The organism is Hymenobacter sp. J193 (assembly GCF_024700075.1).
Taxonomy (GTDB): domain Bacteria; phylum Bacteroidota; class Bacteroidia; order Cytophagales; family Hymenobacteraceae; genus Hymenobacter.
Genome location: NZ_JAJONE010000001.1, coordinates 3,519,623 through 3,538,311, shown reverse-complemented (window position 1 = coordinate 3,538,311; position 18,689 = coordinate 3,519,623). Strand labels below are relative to the sequence as shown.

The window sequence follows — 18,689 nt, the reverse complement described above, 5'->3', positions numbered from 1 at the left end:
GCCCCAGCCGAAACCGGCTGGGGCTCTTTGTTGGAACTCACCAGAAATACACCCTTACAGCTTCGGGCCTACTCCGGCATTTTACGGCCTAGCCGCACGAACACCTGAAACCGCACTTCCTGCTCTTCCGGCCCCCAGACTTTCGTCAGCTCGTCGGCCAGCAGTAGCACCGCGTCCTGGCCGTGCTGCTTCCGGTATTTTACCACGCTCGACCAGGTGCGCAGGTAGTTCAGGAAATGCTCGGCCGTCCAGCGGCGGGCCTCGGTGAAATGGGCGTATTCCACGTCGGCAAACGGGAAGGGCAAGCGGGCGTACTCGTCATCAATATGCCAGCGGTTCTCGTCCCAGTACGGGCGCATGGTTTCGGCGTAGAACCGGCGGATGAGCGAATCCAGCCCGGCACTTACCTGCACCAGCCCGTAGCCCCACTCGGCCACCACCCCGCCGGGGCGCAGCACCCGCAGCACTTCCCGGTTGAATGCCCCAGGCTCAAACCAATGCACTGCCTGCCCTACCGTTACCAAATCTACGGCCGCATCAGCCAGCGGCGCGTGCTCGGCCGGGGCCAGCTGGTAGGTGATGTTGGGCTGCCGGGGCGCTTCGGCCAGCTGGGCGGCGCTGATGTCGGTGGCCGTAACCTGGGCAAAGTGCCCGGCCAGCACCAAGGCTACCTGCCCGTTACCGGTGGCGCAGTCCCAGGCGTGCGACCGGCCCGACACGCGCAGCAGCAGCCACTCGTATAAAGCCGCTGGGTAGTCGATGCGGTAGCGGGCGTAGAGGCTGGCCTGATCGGAAAAACGGTCGAGCATGATGGGGAGACGGCTAGATGGTTGACGGTTATCCAGCTAATATAGCTGAACAGCTGCCTGGCTGGGATTCGAGGGGAGCGGCCGACACTCTTTGCTCTGGTGGCTATACTGATTTACTCGGCAAACTGCGCAACATTTGCGCAAATGCAGCAGGGTGCGGGGCTTGCGCCCTGCCGATTGGACACCGGTAGGTGGGTTCGTTCAACGCCGGGCAGGGACAAGCCCAGCCCCTACCGCATTACGGACATTAACCAGAAAACCATCTACCCATCTAACCTTTTAGCCATGTCTCTTCCAATTTCCACCGGGCTGCTGGCCTATGGCATGTCGGGCCGGGTGTTTCATGCGCCGTTCCTGGCCGCGCACCCCGGCTTCCAGCTGCAGGCCGTGGTAGAACGCACCCGCAAGGAAGCTGCCGCCACTTACCCCGCGGTGCAGAGCTATAATAGCGTGGCCGAGCTGCTGGCCGATGATACGCTGGAGCTGGTGGTAGTGAATACGCCCAACTTCACCCACTTCGACCTGGCCCGGCAGGCCCTGGAAGCCGGCAAGCATGTGCTGCTGGAAAAGCCCGTTACGGCTACCCTGGCCGAGCTGGATGTGCTGCTGGCGCTGGCCGAGAAACAGGGCAAACTGCTGTTGGCTTACCAGAACCGCCGCTGGGACGCCGACTTTCAGCTGGTGCGGCAAGTGGTGGAAAGCGGCCGGCTGGGCCAGCTCACGGAGGCGCACTTCCGCTTCGACCGGTTCAAGCCCGGCCTTAACCCCAAGGTGTTCAAAGAAGACCCCATCGTGCCCGCCAGCGGCTTCCACTACGACCTGGGCGCCCACGTGCTGGATGAGGCTCTGAGCCTGTTTGGCCGCCCCGAGCAGGTGCAGGTGGCCCAGGCCAGCCAGCGCCCCGGCTCCCGCGTGGTCGATTTTTTTCACGCCCACCTCACCTATGCTGCCGGCCTGCAGGTATTCGTGACGGTGAGCTTGCTGGCTGCGGCGCCGGTGCCCGCCTACGTGCTGCACGGCACCCAGGGCTCCTTCCAGAAGCGCCGCGCCGACGTGCAGGAAACTCAGCTGGCCGCCGGCATGCTGCCCACCGACGAAACCTATGGCTGGGAACCCGCCGAGGCGGCTGGTCAGCTGACGTTGGCGGAGGCAAACGGGCAGCTTTCCACCACCACTCTGGAGGCCCCGCGCGGCAGCTATCCAGCCCTTTTTGAGGCCGCATACCAAGCTATCCGCCACGGGCAGCCGTATCCCGTGCGGGCCGAGGAGCTGCGCTGGCAGCTGGAAATTCTGGAGCAAACCGTACGGCCGGCCCACGGCTGAGCTTCTGCGCGCGGCGGCCCGAAATCCTTCTATCTTTGTTTCCACCAGAATACCAGCTGCCGCAAGCTGACCAGGAAACCAGGGTCAGCCATTCATCATCTTAACTCGCTGAACCTTGACGTTTCACGAATTCAACCTCCACGACGACCTGCTGGCCGGCGTGGACGCCATGAACTACCAGCAGGCCACGCCCATCCAGGAACAGGCCATTCCGCGCATCCTCGAAGGCAAAGACCTGATTGCCTGCGCCCAGACCGGCACCGGCAAAACCGCCGCTTACCTGCTGCCCCTGCTCGACAAGATTTCGCACGCCAAGCACGGCACCACTTCCACACTAGTGCTGGTGCCCACCCGTGAGCTGGCTACCCAGATCGACGAGCAGATAACCGGCTTTGGCTACTTTGTGGAGGCCAGTTCCATTGCCATCTACGGCGGCGGCAAATCGGAAGGCTGGGAGCAGCAGAAGCGTGCCCTCACCTCCGGCGCCGACATCATTGTGGCCACGCCCGGCCGCCTCATTGCCCACATGCAGATGGGCTACGTGAAGTTTGAGGACCTGAAGTACCTGGTGCTCGACGAAGCCGACAAGATGATGGACATGGGCTTCTCCGATGACATTCTCAACATCGTGCGGCAGTTGCCCAAGCAGCGCCAGACGCTGCTGTTCTCGGCCACCATGCCCAGCAAAATCCGGGACTTCTCGCAGCAGCTGCTCCAGAACCCCGAAGAAATCCGGCTGGCTGTGAGCAAGCCCGCCGCCGGCATCGACCAGCAGTTCTACCTAGCCTTCGACCGTCAGAAGATTTACCTGCTCGAGCACATCATCAAAACTCAGGACGTGCAGAGCATGGTGCTTTTCACCAGCCAGAAAGCGGCGGTAGGTGGCATCGTCCGGGCCATTAATAAGCTCGGCATCGAGGCGCGCGGCATCAGCTCCGACCGGACCCAGGAGGAACGCGAGGAAATCATGCGGGCCTTCAAAAACAAGCAGTTCCCCATCCTGGTCGCTACCGACGTACTCAGCCGGGGCATCGATATCGATTCGCTCAGCCACGTAGTAAACTACGATATTCCGCGTGCCGCCGAGGACTACGTGCACCGCATTGGCCGCACGGCCCGCGCCGCTACCAAAGGCACGGCCATTACCTTCATTGCCGATCAGGATCAGGACCGGGTGCTGAAGATTGAGAAGCTGATTGAGCGCGAAGTTGAAAAGCAAAGCATTACGGAAGCCCTGGGTTTGGGCGAAGCGCCCGAGTTCGATCCTAAGCGCTTCAGCGGACTGCGCGGCAAAACCGGGGGCCGGCCCGAGCGCGGCGGCCGCTCCGGCGGCGCGGGCCACGACCGGGGCCCACGCCCCGAGGGTAGCCGTGGCCCCCGCGAAGGGGCGCGCTCCGGCGGGCGCGGCGACAAAGGCTCCCGGCCCGAGCGCGGCGACAAGCCCGACGCCGACCAGCAGGCCCGCATTGTGAAGGCCCAGGCTGCCCTGGCTGCCCTTGATGCCGGCCAGGCCCCGGCCCAGCCCTACCAGCGCCCTCCGCGTGAGCCGCGCCCCGAAGGCGAAGCGAAGGACGGCGCAAGCCAAACCCGCCCGCCCCGCCGGGAACCCCGGGCCCCACGCCCACCTCGCCCCGAGGGTGAAGCCGCCAGCTCCGTTCCTCAGGCCGAAGGTGAGCTAGCCGCCGAAGGCCAGCGCCGCCGCAAGCGCGGGGGCCGCAACCGCAAGCGCAGCGGCCGGCCCGCCGGCTCGGGCGCTGAGGCTACCCCGGCTGCTCCCGCCTCCCCCGGCGCCGAGTAACAAGCTCCAAACCGCAAGCAAAAGGCACCGCTACAGCTGTAGCGGTGCCTTTTTGTGGCCTCCTGGCTCAGGTAACAGCAGGTTTGACTTTATTGCTAATCGCCCGAAAATGAACAAAAAACTCATTTTGGGCTGAAACCTGGATAACGACTGCCGAATAAAAAAACACCTTCTCCACAGCGCGGAGAAGGTGCTTGAATGAGTCCCTACCTTCAAGTCTCAGGACTGACTATTTCACCAGAACCAGTCGTTGGCTCTGCGTCTTACCGTTAAGTTGCAGGCGGCAGGTATAGATGCCCGCCGGCAGTGTTTTTCCATCCAGAGTGAGCCGATATTCCCGGCCGCCCTCAGCCGTGGCGTCGAAGAGCGTGGCTACCGGCTGGCCCAGGGCATTATAGAGCCGCACCTGAGCCGGAGTACTCGCCCCAGCGCGGAACTGTACGGTAGTACGGTCGGTGAACGGGTTTGGATACGCTTCCAAAGGCTGCTCCAGTACAGGGGCGGCCGCCTTGGTGACGTTGCCCGAAATGCGGGCTGCGGCCCCGGCAATGTACCAGCGCTGCCCCCGGTTGCCGTTCTGGTCCCACAAAGCCAGCTGGGTGCCGGCCGCAGAGGAGGCTCCGGGTACTTCAATCACCCGCGTTCCCGTCAGGGAAGTCATCAGGTAAGCGCCGTCGGCCGTGCGCTCAATTTTGAATTTCTGGCAGTTGTTGTTCAGGTAAGGCCAGAGCTGCAGCTTGGCACCGTTGCTGGCGCTGCAGTTCACCACATCAGCCGCCAGCCCCCCTTGCGCGTTGGTAATCTTGTAGGCGCCATCGCCCACGGGTGCGAAATCCCACTTCTGGCACGTGAGGTTGTTGTACGTGCCCTGGGCAATAGCCTGCCCCTGCACGCCGGTGCAGCCCCAGGCATCCCACGATAGGCCGCTGTTCTGGTTGGTGATGCGGTAGCGCCCGGCCGCCACCCAGTCGCGCGTTACAAAGGGCCACCCATCGGCTCCGCTCCCACCCATGTTGGCAATATCCAGCTTGGCGTTGCCGTTGTCGTTGCCATCGTAGTAGTGCATTGACACGAAGTTGGCCCCATTCTCGCGCAGCAAGCCAAAGTGGCCAGGGCCGATGTACTTGCCGGAAGAGGATAGGATGCGCGTGCCGCCGTTGCTGCGCAGGTCTACGTTATTTTTGTCTTTGTAAGGCCCGTTGATGCTGGTGGAGCGGCCCATTACCAGGTAATACGTGCTATTGACGCCCTGGCAGCAGGCGCCACGGTTGACCACGAGGTAGTAGTAGCTGCCTTCCTTGAACAAGTACGGCGCTTCCCAGGAGGCCCGGCTACCGCCTGCTACGTGTACCACAGCAGCGCCCGCCTTCTTCAGTCCCGTAGCGGCGTCCAGCTCAATAATACCAATGCCGCCAGAAAACGAGCCGTAGGTCATGTACACCCGGCCGTTGCTGTCCTTGAGCAAGGCCGGGTCAATGGCGTTGATGTCCGTTTGCGTGGACGATGAAACCACCATGCCTAAGTCCGTCCATTTGTAGCTGGCCGAGTTCTGGTCGAGCGTGGGGCTGGTAGCCACGCCAATGGCCGAACGCGGGGAGCCGAACGTGGAGCAGGAATAATAGAGGTAATACTTGCCGTTCATGTACAGCACGTCGGGCGCCCAGAACGTGCCGTCGAAGCCGGGCACGGCTTGGTTGACCCACGCGGGCCAGGTGCCAATGGGAAACACCGATTTGGGCGCCTTAGTCCAGCGAAACAAGTCCGTAGAATAGGCCGCGTAGATGCCCGCACCGGTCGTAAACATCCAGTATTTGTTGCCGTCTTTAATGAGCGTCGACGGGTCGTGTGAGCCAGTAGCTCCATCGAGGGCCTTCACCGGGCCTATACTGACAGTTAGCAGCACCCAGAGCAGCGTGGCTGCCTTAAGCGTCCTCTTGCACACGTTCAACCAACTGGTTTTCTCCATGTACTGTTCAGTTACTCTGCTGCTAAACGTTGCAGCGCTGCCGTCAGCCGCGTTTATCCGGCTTGAAGGTCCCTTTTCGTGTAGTGAGTGCCTCATAGGAAGAATGTGGGAATTGAATGGGAAAGAATGAAAACAGCACAATCGATTGTGAAAAAACATAAAAAGATATTAGAAGACGTTCACAATCGATTGTGTAAAGAGGTACAGATTACCATTCCAACCCCTTTGCTACACAAACTCAGAGAAGCCGCCGCAAGTTCTGTTCTGGATATTGACCAAAACATTCAGGCTTTCAGACAATACAAAGGAATAGAAGTTAGCAGTAAGTGCCAAGGCCTTAGCCTGATTTTTATTGAATAACATCTTGGCTTTCACTATACAGCCCGTGTTTGGTTACAAAAGGTGCCCTTGTACATAAGCCAGCATATGTGCTATGCCCACAAAAAAGCTGCGCCTCTTGCAGGAGACGCAGCTTTCACTCTTCACTCACCCTTATGCGTAAATCCTTAGTACACTTCCAGCGACCGGCTGTACGAGTTATTGTCTTCCAGCCATTCCTTCAGCTTTTTGTCGGCGTCGATGGTAGCACGCACGGTGGTTTTGCCAGCGGACGGGGCCTGCCAGGTGCTTTGCGTGGCCGGAACAAGCGTAGCCTGACCCGGCTGGAGCGTTAGGCTGGTGCCGGGCGCACTGGCCACCGCAGCATTGTTCACGCTGAAGCTCAGATTCAGCTTTTGGCCCGTTACGGGGGCATTGCCCAGGTTTCGTACCAGCGCGTAGAACCGCACCGCCTCCCCTGCTCTGGGGAATCGGGGCAAGCTGAACACCTCCGTTACTTTCAGGTCGGGACGGGCTGCGCCGCTTTTCAGGGTAACGTCCTGGGTTAGCGGCAGACGGTCGGAGGCGCCCCCGACGCGCACGGTGTAGCGGCCGGCATTTACCTGGTAGGCTTTCTGCTGCTCGTTCCAGCGGTAGAAGTCCTCGGCCGTAAGCTGGAAGGTCACGGTTTTCTTTTCGCCGGGAGCCAGCGTCAGGCGCTCAAAGCCTTTCAACTCCTTTTTGGGCATCCACACCGGCGAGTTGTGCGTGGTGAGGTAAAGCTGAGTTACTTCGTCCCCGGCCAGCTTGCCGGTGTTCTGCACATCCAACATTACCTGCACTGGGGCACCGGCTACGAGCGAGCTAGCGGAGGTGCGCAGGTTGCTGTATTGGAAAGTGGTGTAGCTAAGGCCCGCGCCAAAGGCAAACTCCGGGGTCAGGGCTTTTTCGTCGTACCAGCGGTAGCCGTTGCCGAAGTCGTCGGTGAAGTCGTCGTTCCACTCGGGCAGCTGATTGTCGGCGGTGGGCATGGTCACGGGCATGCGGCCGGCGGGGTTGTAGTCACCAAACAGCACATCGGCCAGCGCCGTACCGGCTTCCTGCCCGGCGTAGAAGGAATACACCAGCCCTTTCGCGGCGGGCAGGCTTTCGTGCAGGGAGCATACGCCCCCGCTTTGCAGCACCACCACCACGTTAGGGTTCACGCGGGCCAGCGCCCGAATCAGGCGCTGCTGCATGCCGGGCAGCACAGTAGAGTTGTTCACCCGGTCGCTGCCGCCGTTATAGCCCTCCCCTTCCTGAGTCAGGTCGAGGCCACCGGCAAACACCACCACATCGGCCTGACGGGCCAGCTCGGTAGCGGCCCGGAAGCCGGTGGTGTCGATGCTGTTGATGTCGCAGCCCTTGGCGTAGTACACCTTGGTCGCGCCCAGCTTGGTATCCAGCGCCTGCTTGAGGCTCACGGCGTAGGCCGGAGTAGTTTCGCTGCTGCCAAAGCAGTTCAGGTTCGACTGGTCGGCGTTGGGGCCGATAACGGCAATGTGCTTGGTCGTGCTTTTGTTGAAAGGCAGCACGTTGCCCGTGTTTTTCAACAGCACCACGGACTCGCGGGCACCCTGCAGGGCTACTTCCTGGTGCGCGGGCGTATTGGCCGATTTAGCAGGTGTGGAAGTCGGATAGAAATCCAGCATACCGGCCATGATTTTGGAACGCAGCACGTTGCGCACGGCCGCGTCAATCACCGTCATGGGCACTTTGCCGCTGGCGACTAGGCCGGGCAAATCTTTCTGGTAGTCGTCGGAGCCCATGCACACGTCGTTGCCGGCCACAATGGCTTTCTGACTGTCGTGCACCGCGTCCCAGTCGGATACTACATAGAACGGGAAACCCCAGCGCTGGCGCAGCACCGTGTTCATCAGGTACGGACTCTCGGCCGCGTGTTCCCCGTTGATCAGATTGTAGGACGACATCACGCTGAGCGCGCCTCCTTCCTGCACTGCCATGCGGAAGTTGTAGCCGAACTGCTCCATCACGCCCCGGTCGGTGAATATCTGGTTGCGGCTGTGGCGCGTGCTCTGCTTGCCCTCAATCATGAAGTGCTTGGCCGTGGCCATCACCGGGGTAGTCTGGATGCCGCGAATGATATAGCCGCCCAACTGCCCGATGAGGAAAGGGTCTTCGCCACCGGCCTCGGCGTTGCGGCCGGCGCGCGGATCCTGCACAATATCGAGGCACGGGCCCAGCTGCTGATGCTTGCCATAGGCCCAGAACTCCTCGCCCATGGCCTGACCCAGGCGGTACGCCAGGGCCCGGTTCCAAGTAGCAGCCACGGCCATACCGGTCGGAAACGACGAAGCCCGCTCGAAGCGCACCCCGTGGGGGCCATCGTCCATCACGAAGCCGGGCACTTTCAGCCGCTCGTTGGTGGGCGTGGTCATGAAGCCGTTGTTGTAGAGCTGGGCCAGCTTTTCCTCGGTGCTCATCTGCTGCAGCAGGCTTTCCACACGGGCATCGGCGGTGAGCGGCAACTGCTGCGCCTGCCCCGAGTGGTAGCCCAGCAAACCCAGTGAGAAAACAAAGGCCGTGCGGCGCAGTGGTAACAGAATACTCAGCATGAAGCTAGCAGATGGGTGGAACTCCAGACCGTAGCTTTACTACGGTACTATGTTTGAAGGAAGGATAAATACAGATTACAATAACCCTAAACGTCTTGGCGGACGTGTCCTTTCAAACCATACCAAGTGATGTACAGGTAGCAGAGGGCTGGCAGCAAGAAAGCCAAGCGCAGTGCGTGTACTCCACCTCCACCTAAGTGGCTGTCAGCTATCATGCCGAACAGTGGCGGAATAATAGCTCCACCTACAATGGCGGCTGACAGCAGCCCTGATGCATCCTCCGTGTGCCGCCCCAGCCCGGCCACAGCCAGCGTAAAAATTACTGGGAACATAATTGAGTTCATCAGCCCTACCGCCAGCAGACTCCACATAGCCACCGCTCCACTGGTGTTCATTGATACGATCAGCAGCAGAACAGCTCCCACGGCATTGACAGCCAGTACCCGTCCCGGACGCACGTTGCGAAGTACAAAAATACCAGCAAACCGACCGATCATGGCTCCCAGCCAGTACAGCCCTACTTGGTAGCCTGCTGCTGCCGCCGACATGCCAACTACCTCCGGCTGCTGCAGATAGGAAACAATGTGCGAGCCAATGGCTACCTCGGCGCCGACATAGGTGAAGATGCCTACCAGTCCCAGCACTAGGTGCCGGTAGTGCCAAGCCCGGCGCGTGTCCCCGGCCGCGGCCGGGGCATGCTCTACCTGCGGCAGTTTTAGAAAAGCCAGCACTGCGCTGATAAGAATCAGCACCGCGCCAATTACCAGATAAAGCTGCTGCACGGCTGATACGTCTAACCCGGCAGCTTGCGCGGGAGAGAGTTGCTTGAGGTCAGGCAGGTGAGAGAGAATCAGCATTGAGCCCAGTGGCGGTGCAATGGCCGTAGCCAATGAGTTGAAGGCCTGCGTGAGCGTGAGTCGGGAAGAGGCCGTTTCAGGCGGGCCTAGGATAGAAACGTAGGGGTTACCAGCTACTTGCAGCGTAACAATACCCGTCGCCAGTACAAACAGGGCACCTAGGAACAGGGCGAAAGTGCGGCTCTCAGCAGCGGGGAAAAACAAGCAGCAGCCCAGCGCCGCTATCAGAAAGCCTACCAGCATGCCGCGCTTATAGCCCAGAATTTTGACCACCCAGCCAGCGGGCACACCCATAACCAGATAAGCGCCAAAAAAGCAGAAGTTAACCAAGTTAACTTCCGTGTAGGAGAGTGTGAAGAGGCCTTTGAGGTACGGAATCAGGATGTCGTTCAGACAGGTAATGAACCCCATCATGAAAAACAGGACCGTGAGCGAAGCCAGAGCCGACGTGTAGCGTGGCGACGCCCCTGAAGGGTCGGTAGTGGCGGGGGCAGAAACTGAGGAGGGAGCGGCCAGAGCCATAGTCGAACGAAAAAAAGGTGAGCAAACAGCCCGGGAAGGGCACAAAATAGCCTATACCCGGCCGGTGCGACGGCAGCCGACCGGGTATAGGCTGATCAGGAGCGGAGTGGCAAAGCTATAGCAATATTAATGTTGCCCACCTAGTTTCTGCGTGGTTACCTGTCCGCCCGTTTCCAGACGCAGTTGGTACAGAGTGCAGGTAGTTTTTTTCATCACGCTAGAAGGTGAATTGATGCTGGTTTCGGTAGCACTGAATTGCATTGTCGCAAACAAACAGAAAGCAGTTCAAATGAAATAGGCCTTTCTCCATGGAAAGCGAATTTTCCACTGTTCCTAAAGGGCCGGCGTGCTCCCCTTACATTGCTACGCCGGCCCCGGAACCGAACCGACGAGGCTGAGCCTGAGTCGGGGCGGATAAACAGCGGGTGGGGCGTCTCCCCTTCCCGCTATGTTTTATTCTGATTTCATGTTATAGATCCGCACATAATCCACCAGCATCCGCTGCGGAAAGGCTGTTTCATCGATGCCTTTGGCACCACCCCACTCGCCTCCTACCGCTACATTCAGCAGCAGGTGAAACGGATGGTCCCAGGGCCAGGCTTCCCAGCCCGTACGCTCGTTGGTGCTGGTGAAGTAAGCCTTGCCATCCATAAAGGCCGTAATGGACTCGGGCGTCCACTCAACCGCATACACATGAAATGCGCTAGTGGCATCAGGAACCTGAATGGTAGCTGTTTTCTGGTTGTTGGTACGGAAATAGTATTTGTTGCAGTGCGTCGAGGCATGTACCACACCGGGGTCATATCCTACGTACTCCATAATGTCGATTTCGCCGTTATCAGGCCAGCTTTTATTGCCGTATTGCCAGTTATCAGGCAGCATCCAGATGGCAGGCCAGGTGCCGCGCCCTCCTGGCAGCTGCGCCCGTATTTCAAATCGGCCGTATGCCTGGCTTCCCCCTTTCCCGGGCCCGCCAAGCGAAACCAGCCGCGCAGACGTATAGGCGTTACCAGGGTTCAGCTGCTCACGGCGAGCTTCTATCACTAGGTTGCCATTCTCAACGCGGGCGTTTTCCGAACGGGCCTTGGTGTAATACTGTAACTCCTTATTCCCCCAGCCGCTGCCCCCTTCGTCGTAGCCCCATTTAGCTGGGTTAGGCAAGCCATTCTGGTCAAACTCATCCTGCCAGGCCAGTTCCTTGAAGGTGTACTTAATGGCAGTAGAGCCGCCAGTAGTACCGGTTCCTTTGGGTGGCGTTAGAGTCGTTGTACAAGCGCCTGTTGCCAGTATTCCCCCTAGTAGCACGAAAAAAAGCGAATTGCGCAGGTTCATTAGTATGGGGTTACGAACGAGCAATACTGGGCGCGCTACCGCTACTGAAAAGCATATGAGAGAACTCCCTCTCCTCCGGCGGATACCGTTTGCCGGAAAAAGCAGAAAATTTCAACAGCGGCTGAATAACAACCGGAAAATTCGCGTTTAGGGCCCAAAGGACCGGGGAAATACCTGAACAACACCTTGATTAACAGGCACTTGTCGGTGCATTGTCAGACTTTGCAGGTAGGCAGCACCTATCTCCACATTGCCACTTGAGGGCATTATATAGCTCTCGGCAGCAATGTAGTACACTTCATTAAGCTCTCTTGATTAGGTAGCAGCACCCCGGCGGCGTCCGCCGGGGGCTACTTCCTAAACCAGTGCTGTGCGGTTGCAGCTCCGCCCGCCGGGGCATTGTTTCCCACCCAGCATCCGACGGGTGCGCACTGGTTTACTTGGCGTCCTTGTACTGGTAGAAACGAACGTAGTCAACCCGCATCTGCTGCGGAAAAACGGTAGAGCCGTTGGGGTTACCATCGAAGTTGCCGCCCACCGCAACGTTCAGAATCATGAAGAATGGGTTGTTGAACGGGTTGGGCGACGCGTTACCGGGCGAGAAAGAAAACACTTCCCGGCCATCTATGTACGTCCGGATCAGGTCTTTGCTACGCACCACGCTATACAGGTGATAATCGTCGGCGTAGGTACCTTCGGCCAGCGTCTGCCACTGGTTGCTTTTGTACTCACGATTGCCCATGCTGTTGGCGTAATGCATCGTGGAAAGTACCCGGTTGGGTTGGCTGCCCTGCATTTCCATGATGTCGATTTCGCCGCATACCGGCCAGTTCACCTGGTCGATGTTGGAACCCAGCATCCAGATAAGTATTGAGCTTTTCAATTGCGGCTGATTGCAAGGCGAGTAACCCGTTTGCCTGAAGCAACTCCCGGTTCTGGGCCACAATTGTTTCGCTCTGGCGACGCAACTCTTCCGTGCGCTTAGCTACCTGCGCTTCCAGATCCGAATTCAACTGATCTTTCAACTCCTGGTTCTGGCGTAGCTGCTCTACCAACTGGTCTTGGGCCTGGTGACGTTTGCGGAGTTGCTTTACCACTTTTTCCTGCGCCCGGATAGTGGCATCCTTGATTCCCTTTATTTTATCTCCCAGCGCATACGATAAAACAGCCACCTCAAGCACAAGCGCCATATTCATGCTATACACCGTGAAGGTATTGGTAAAGAAGCTGATACCTAACTTGCGGGTAATGAGAAACAGTACACTGATGGCTACCAGCGCGTGCGCCAACAGGAAATAACGAGCAGGCTTGAAACCCTTCCAGTACACCTGCAGAGCGGCATAATAAATCATGCCATATGGCAGCATATACAACCAGAAGCTCAGGCCTGTCTCTAATACGAGCATGTCCAAGAGCAGCAGGCCGGCACTGATGAGTACTACCATGCGGGTAAGTCGGTCGTAGCGCGGCAGCTGCTGGGGCGCATCCAGAAACATGCGGGCATAGTAGCTGAAGGTGAGCAGCAGCAGCAAAGGCGTACCCGTATTTACCAGAGAGTTCAGCCAAGGCCAGCTAGGCCAAAAAAACTGGAAGCCCAGCCCGTCTTCTGATAAAAATAGCAAGCTGCAGCTAAGTACATACAGCACGTAGCGAAGATAGGTCTGCTCACCAATGAAGAGGTAAATGCACAGATTGTACACTACCATAATAAACAGAATACCATAAAATGCTCCGAGCAGGCCATACTCCGTTTGGGTATGCGCAGCCAGCAGCTGCTCGTTGCGCAAACGTGATAGAAAGGAAGTCTTCGAGGTCGATTGGAACTTCAGGTAGTACGTCTGGGTCTGGCCAGCCTGCAAAGGCAACGGAAACAGAAAATTCTTGTATGGATACTGGCGGGAGGCAAACGGCCGCTCAGCGCCGGTATAGATGCTGTCGTAGCGGCCAGCATTGGTAGGATGGTAAAAAGTCAGGTAGCCAATATGCGAGTCGAAGGTTTCGAGGTACCAGTGCTGCTCGGCGCGGTTGGTGTTGTGCAGCGTCAGGCGCATCCAGTAAGTGGAGCTGGTATTACGGATGGCCCGATTGTCGGGGTGATTGGCATTGAATCGGCTGCTCCAGGACTGCTGTTGTACCTGAGCGAGTGTAAGCTGATTGGTAGGGTCTTCCAGAATGCTATAGAAGCCCGGGTCAACAAACAACTCACCCAGCCCTTTCTGCAGACGAAGTGTGTCTTCAGCAGTATGACGCGGAGCAGCCTGCGCTGTCACTAGTCCATTTGCCAACAGGCAACAGACCAGCAGAGGGCGCCATACAAGAGAAAACCTAATAAAAACCTGATAGTACATGATTGGTGTCATTAGAGCCGCCCAATTTACTAAACCAGTACAAGTAACCACTCACTTAAAGGAGGCTGCTACCTGAAACCGTGCGCTCGTGCCTAACGCATGGCCCTGGTCATACCAGAGGCAGGCGCTGCAGCCCGTTCAAATCTCAGCCAGCTTAGGCGGGCACCCGGCTGCGCCGTTACAACGCGCAGTTGGTGCTCCCCGGCAGAAAGAGTACTGCCCGGCACGGTAAGCGTAACCCAGCTATCGGCCTGACCGGTGGGTGGCACGGTAATTTCCGTCAGCAGTTGCCCATCCAGCAACAGCTGAAGCACAGCAGCCGAGGTGGTAGCATTGGCTACCCGAGCATACACCTGAAAAGCACCAGGTTGAGGTACAGTCACCGAGTATTGCAGCCACTCGTTTGGTTCCAGCAGGTCTACGGCCACATTATGCGCAGTGGGGTCAGCTACTTTACTGAGGTCGACACCGTCGTTACGATAGTGGCTACCCAGGTTCCAGTTTTCCTTTTGTACGAATTCGGTTCGTTGCGAATAAGTATCCTGATAAGCTGATCCGGCACGCCCCAAGTCATAGTGCGCGGCTACCAGCAAGCCAGGCAGTTGCTGCTGAACATTGAAGGCCCGCGCGCCTTCCACCGGCCGGATTAACGCCTGCACCACGTCGCGGTTTATCTTGCTGCGCTTGAACCGTACGTTGCGCAATAGAGCTGTGCGGCCAGCGGGAGTTAGAATGCTCCCGTAGGCGGGCACCGAAAAAATGCCCGTAGTAGCCTCAACTCGCTTAATATTCCAGTGGCACCAGCCTATGTTCAGCTTATTAAGCTCAGTTACAGCGGCGGCAAACCACTCGTTGGCATTTTCGCCCGTCTCCCCTACCCAAACAGGCACTTGCCAGTGGTCGCGGAAAGCCGCTAGGTTACGAAAGAGGTTGATCTGATTGGGGTTGGGGTCACCAGCAGCGGCCTCATTGGTACACCAGTAGCGGTGGGCATTGTAGATCAAATTGGAGCGAAGTGCTTCGGGGAGCTTATCCGGCGTCAGGTTGGTGTACTCGTTGCCATACCCGTTGCCCTCTAGCATCAGCAGGTGCTGGTCGTTCTGGCTGCGCACGGCTTCCAGCAAGCGTATATATAAGGAGCGCAGTTCCTGATTATCGTCACTAAGCCCATTCTTGGCACTTAATCCGTGCGGCTCATTGACCAGATCGTAGAAGGCTATGCGAGCATCCTGACGGTAGCGGCCCGCCAGCTGTTTCCAAAGTTGCACGGTAGCGTCCTGATATACCAGACGGCCTTTACTGTCGCGGCGCTTCCATAAGTCCAGTGGCACCATGTTATCATTGATATTGCGGTCAACACCCTGGCCGCCAGGCGCTGCGTGCAAATCAAGCACTACATACAGGTTACGGCTGCCACTCCACCGCAGTACATCATCCAGATGCCGGAAGCCTTCGAGGTTGCGGCCCGTAAAGAGCTGGCCCCGGTCGTTCCAGGCGGCTATGGAGTCGGCATAGGCGGCGTGCAGGGCTGGTTTTAAAAGTGCTTGCCGCCGGAACGCCCGTTGCTTGGGCGTCAGAAACAGATCATAGTGAAACGGCACCCGGATACAGTTAAAGCCCTGATCCGCCAGAAAATCAATATCGGCTTTGGTAACGAAGCTGTTGCGAAAGCGGCGGTAGAAATCTTCCACTGCCTTCTCAGGCATGGTCCGCAACATGGCTGCCTGAATCCGCCCTTGGGAGTTCAGCGTATCGGTGCGTAGTATATAGCTTTCCTGCAGCAGCCAGCCGCCCACGTTCACGCCGCGCAGGACCACCTTCTGGTTGTGGGCATCTACCATATCGGGCCCTTGCGCCCGCAAAAGCTCCTGCCCCCTGGCTGGCGCTACTCCCGCACTCGCCCAACAAAGCGCCACAATTCCTAAACGTAGCCGCAAGCATCTTACCGCGTAGTTCCACTTATTTCTATCAAACATAGGAAGTTCCCCTGCTGAGGGTATAATTTCCCCAACCCAACTCACACACGAGTTGAACCAAAGAAAAACCAGGAATGCGGGGAGACTCCTAAGCGGTAACTTAAACGATTGCGGAACTCAGGAGACAGCGGCTGTCATATCTGATGCGCAATCCAAAAAGCGGACTTTAGGTAGCAGGTCAAAATAACACTGTGTGTGTGGAAAAAGCAAGCTGTTCATTCGTCTGAACACTTCAGAATACGCTTCAACGTTTAAATGGCAAAAATATCTATGCGCTTCCCTCACAACATTAATTTAGCTAGTTCATTGGTGTTAAGGCACCTGCTTCGTACATCAGGCAGAAATACTTCCTGAAAGAAACAATACCCCAATAAGCATACACTCTGCTGGCGCCATAATATTGTAAGACTATACTATCTGCCCTAGGCCAAATAACAGGGTAAAGAGTAAGGTAGTCATGGCCATCTGTTTGAGCAGGGGGTCGAGTTGTAAAGAATCCTGCCGCCGCCACACCAGCAAGGCATTGCGCAGGAGCAATGGGGACGAAAGGATGAACAGCCATTGCCAGGGAGAATGATACGTAAAGGCCACATAAAGCAGCGCACACCCAAAGCCCAGCAGCAACAGAAGCCAGTGGTACTGCCGGGCTTTTACCGGGCCCAGCCGCACCGGAATCGTAATCTTACCGGCCAGTGCGTCGGAGCGGATGTCGCGGATGTTGTTGACATTGAGTACGGCGGTGGCAAAGCAGCCTAGGGCTGCGGCCGGCAGCAGAACCGGCAGCGGGAGGGCGCGGGTTTGCAGGAAATACGTACCGCAAACACCTACTATCCCGAAGAAAACAAACACCGATAGGTCGCCCAGGCCCGCGTACCCATACGGCTTCGAGCCGGCTGTATAGTTAATGGCTGCCCAGATAGCTGAAAGGCCCAGCACGAAAAACGCTGCAAAAACCCAGGCTCCTGCCGTGCCCAGCGCGACCCACAGCAGTGCCAGGCCACTCAGCAATGACAAAAGCCCAAACAGGCCCATGCCACGCTTCATCTGTGCCGGACTAATGGCCCCGCTTTGCACCGCCCGCTGCGGCCCTTCCCGGTGCACGCTGTCGGCGCCGTTCTGGGAGTCACCGTAGTCATTGGCCAGATTGCTCAGGATTTGAAGTAGAATTGTAGTCAGTGCGGCCAGACCTACTACCTCGGACCGGAATTGGCCGTGGCTGGCGGCCAGAAAGCCTCCGGCCATAATACTGGCCAGCGCCAGCGGCAGGGTGCGCGGCCGAAAAGCCGACAGCCAAGCTTTGGCAGAACTTCCCGAAGCAACTGGCGCGGTAGAGGAAGGCATAAAAATGGAAGTAATGTATGAGTGGTTAGCGTTCAATAACCAGCGGTTCTATACTGGCAATCGTGTGCGCTGACAGTTTGGCGAAATGGTCCACTACCCTATCGGCTGAACTCAGGTCCTGGAGGGCGGAATGCTCGCTCTGGTAGCCGATACAGTAGATGCCCGCCGCTTTGGCAGCCGCTACCCCATTGGTAGAGTCTTCAATCACCACGCATTCGTGCACCGGGCTGCCAGCCAGCGTGGCGGCATGGGCAAAGATGGCGGGATCGGGCTTAGAGCGGGCAAAGTCCTCCCCACTGACCAGGTGCGTAAAGTACGGCCCCAGTGCAAAGCGGCGCATTACGCGGTTGATGGTGGAGCGGGAAGCAGAAGAGGCCAGCACCAGCTGCAGGCCGTGGGCGTGCAGGTCTTCGATAAGCTCCCGTACTCCGGCCAGCAGTTCCAGATCGGGCTGCTCATCGAAAGCCTGATTGAACTGCGCCCGCTTGGCCAGAACCATTTCCTCCACCGGGTAGGGCAGGTTGTACCGGCTTTGCAGCTGCTGGTACACGTTTTTGGTGGAAGCGCCCGTGAACTGCGCAAACTCCTCGTCCGAAACCGTAATGCCCAGCTCCGCAAAGTGCCGAAAATAGGCGTAGCGGTGCACGGGCTCGGTATCGACGATAACGCCGTCCATGTCAAAAATTACAGTGCGAATCATGCTGGAAATAGTGGCTGCGGGCACGAAGGTAAAAAACCAGCGGGCTTGGACCATCAAAGCCGCAGCCCGTGCTGCCCCGGCCGCAGGTGGCTGGAGCAACGCGGGCTGCAAGCAAAACAAAGCAAAAGCTATTTCAGGATGGCCGCTACCATCTCGTCGCTCATGGGCTTCACCTTCGACGGGTAAAAAGCAACAACCTGCCCCTGCTCATTCACCAGGTACTTGCAGAAATTCCAGGTAGGAGCGTCGCTGACGGCGCCATTCTTCGATTTATCGGCTAAGAACTGGTAGAGTGGAGCGGTGTCGTCGCCGGTTACGGATACTTTCGCAAACAGCGGGAAGCTCACGCCGTAGTTTTTCTCGCAAAACTTGGCAATCTGCTCATTGGAGCCCGGCTCCTGCCCGCCAAAGTTGTTGGCCGGAAAGCCCAGCACTACCACCCGGTCACTGTACTTGTTATACAGCTCTTCCAGTTCCTTGTACTGCGGCGTGTAGCCGCACTCCGAGGCCGTATTCACAATCAGCAGCTTCTTGCCTTTGTACTGGCTGAGCTTTACGGGCTTGCCGTCAATAGTTTGCACCGTGAAATCGTAGACGGAGCCGGGTGCGGTAGCAGGTTCAGTGGTAGGGTTCATGGGGGCAGCAGCGGTTTTCTGGGAAGAGGTGGAAGATGACAGCCCGCAGGCCGCCAAAGAAAGCAACAGAACGGGTAGCGCAAGTTTCATAGAGGAGCGGTGGAGAGAAGAGCGGAAATGCACTTGCCGGCGCCAAGGTAACGCCGGCT

Annotated in this window: 14 protein-coding genes; 3 read left to right on the top strand and 11 right to left on the bottom strand. The window is 58.0% G+C overall.

What is annotated here, in order from left to right; all coding sequences use genetic code 11:
* Window positions 1-68: 68 nt before the first annotated feature.
* Window positions 69-809: a class I SAM-dependent methyltransferase gene (locus LRS06_RS15545; protein WP_257872303.1), complete on the bottom strand. Its 741-nt coding sequence runs from the start codon at window positions 807-809 to the stop codon at window positions 69-71.
* Window positions 810-1,094: 285 nt separating this feature from the next.
* Here LRS06_RS15545 and LRS06_RS15540 point away from each other — a divergent pair, with 285 nt between their 5' ends.
* Complete coding sequence (locus tag LRS06_RS15540; protein WP_257872302.1) at window positions 1,095-2,132, top strand: Gfo/Idh/MocA family oxidoreductase; 1,038 nt, start codon at window positions 1,095-1,097, stop codon at window positions 2,130-2,132.
* A gap of 169 nt (window positions 2,133-2,301) precedes the next feature.
* Entirely contained in the window at window positions 2,302-3,930 is a 1,629-nt protein-coding gene (locus tag LRS06_RS15535; protein WP_257873422.1) for a DEAD/DEAH box helicase, read from the top strand.
* 229 nt (window positions 3,931-4,159) lie between these two features.
* On the opposite strand, the gene LRS06_RS15530 is transcribed toward LRS06_RS15535, so the two are convergent.
* Window positions 4,160-5,896 carry an RICIN domain-containing protein gene (locus tag LRS06_RS15530; RefSeq protein WP_257872301.1) on the bottom strand — a complete coding sequence of 579 codons (1,737 nt, stop codon included), beginning with the start codon at window positions 5,894-5,896 and terminating at the stop codon, window positions 4,160-4,162.
* A gap of 126 nt (window positions 5,897-6,022) precedes the next feature.
* On the opposite strand from LRS06_RS15530, the gene LRS06_RS15525 reads away from it, so the two are divergent.
* The gene (locus tag LRS06_RS15525) at window positions 6,023-6,256 is read left to right on the top strand and encodes a hypothetical protein (RefSeq protein ID WP_257872300.1); all 234 of its coding nucleotides are present in this window, start codon (window positions 6,023-6,025) and stop codon (window positions 6,254-6,256) included.
* Window positions 6,257-6,402: 146 nt separating this feature from the next.
* Here LRS06_RS15525 and LRS06_RS15520 read toward each other — a convergent pair whose 3' ends face one another.
* The 9 genes from LRS06_RS15520 to LRS06_RS15480 all read right to left on the bottom strand — a co-directional run bounded on the left by LRS06_RS15520 (window position 6,403) and on the right by LRS06_RS15480 (window position 18,630).
* Window positions 6,403-8,829, bottom strand: coding sequence for a glycoside hydrolase family 3 C-terminal domain-containing protein (locus tag LRS06_RS15520; protein ID WP_257872299.1), 2,427 nt, complete (start codon window positions 8,827-8,829; stop codon window positions 6,403-6,405).
* 86 nt (window positions 8,830-8,915) lie between these two features.
* The gene (locus tag LRS06_RS15515) at window positions 8,916-10,208 is read right to left on the bottom strand and encodes a sugar MFS transporter (protein ID WP_257872298.1); all 1,293 of its coding nucleotides are present in this window, start codon (window positions 10,206-10,208) and stop codon (window positions 8,916-8,918) included.
* Between the two features lie 453 nt (window positions 10,209-10,661).
* A complete protein-coding gene (locus tag LRS06_RS15510) occupies window positions 10,662-11,540 on the bottom strand; it encodes a glycoside hydrolase family 16 protein (protein WP_257872297.1) in 879 nt (292 codons plus the stop codon).
* Between the two features lie 436 nt (window positions 11,541-11,976).
* The gene (locus tag LRS06_RS15505; RefSeq protein ID WP_374679445.1) at window positions 11,977-12,336 is read right to left on the bottom strand and encodes a glycoside hydrolase family 16 protein; all 360 of its coding nucleotides are present in this window, start codon (window positions 12,334-12,336) and stop codon (window positions 11,977-11,979) included.
* Window positions 12,269-13,939 (bottom strand): 7TM diverse intracellular signaling domain-containing protein, encoded by a 1,671-nt coding sequence (locus LRS06_RS15500; protein WP_257872296.1) that lies wholly within the window; start codon window positions 13,937-13,939, stop codon window positions 12,269-12,271. Before LRS06_RS15500 ends, LRS06_RS15505 begins: the two co-directional genes overlap by 68 nt.
* A 41-nt stretch (window positions 13,940-13,980) precedes the next feature.
* The gene (locus tag LRS06_RS15495) at window positions 13,981-15,729 is read right to left on the bottom strand and encodes a cellulase family glycosylhydrolase (RefSeq protein WP_257872295.1); all 1,749 of its coding nucleotides are present in this window, start codon (window positions 15,727-15,729) and stop codon (window positions 13,981-13,983) included.
* Between the two features lie 543 nt (window positions 15,730-16,272).
* Window positions 16,273-17,205 (bottom strand): 1,4-dihydroxy-2-naphthoate polyprenyltransferase, encoded by a 933-nt coding sequence (locus tag LRS06_RS15490; protein ID WP_257872294.1) that lies wholly within the window; start codon window positions 17,203-17,205, stop codon window positions 16,273-16,275.
* A 25-nt stretch (window positions 17,206-17,230) separates the two neighbouring features.
* Window positions 17,231-17,905 (bottom strand): HAD family phosphatase, encoded by a 675-nt coding sequence (locus LRS06_RS15485; protein ID WP_257872293.1) that lies wholly within the window; start codon window positions 17,903-17,905, stop codon window positions 17,231-17,233.
* A gap of 128 nt (window positions 17,906-18,033) precedes the next feature.
* Entirely contained in the window at window positions 18,034-18,630 is a 597-nt protein-coding gene (locus tag LRS06_RS15480) for a glutathione peroxidase (RefSeq protein ID WP_257872292.1), read from the bottom strand.
* Between the last annotated feature and the right edge of the window lie 59 nt (window positions 18,631-18,689).